This is a genomic window from Mesorhizobium sp. M00.F.Ca.ET.216.01.1.1, assembly GCF_004010325.2.
Taxonomy (GTDB): Bacteria; Pseudomonadota; Alphaproteobacteria; order Rhizobiales; family Rhizobiaceae; genus Mesorhizobium.
On the sequence record NZ_SADR02000194.1, the window covers coordinates 1 to 387 of the forward strand.

Sequence of the window (387 nt, forward strand, 5' to 3'; positions counted from 1 at the left end):
TGCGGGCTGGTGTGCCGGTTCATCTTGGCGTCGAAATAGGGGTCGGAGAACACCAGGTTCTCGGTGATGTCGCAAAGCTCGACATTGTCCGCGAACAGCGCGAGGTCCGCCTTGCGGTCCCTGGTCACCATCGACAGGTCGGAACCGCGGCACAGGGTGCGAGCCATGAACAGGCCGATATCCCTGGCAATCCCAGGCAATTGCTGGCCCTCGATCAGCGCGCGCCTGAGAATGACATGCGGCGGCGCCAGATATTCCATCACGATCAGCGCCTGGGTCTCGTCGAAATGGTAGATCGCCGGCACCGAGCCCGGCGCGCGGCGCTCCTGCCGGGTCAGCGCATGATATTCGAAGAAGGAGCGCTTCAAGGGCAGCGGCCAGCTGTCG

General features: G+C 63.6%; 1 pseudogene. It reads right to left on the reverse strand.

The window, feature by feature from the left end:
• Positions 1-387, reverse strand: a pseudogene (locus tag EN859_RS35685) (phosphotransferase); the annotation flags it as partial.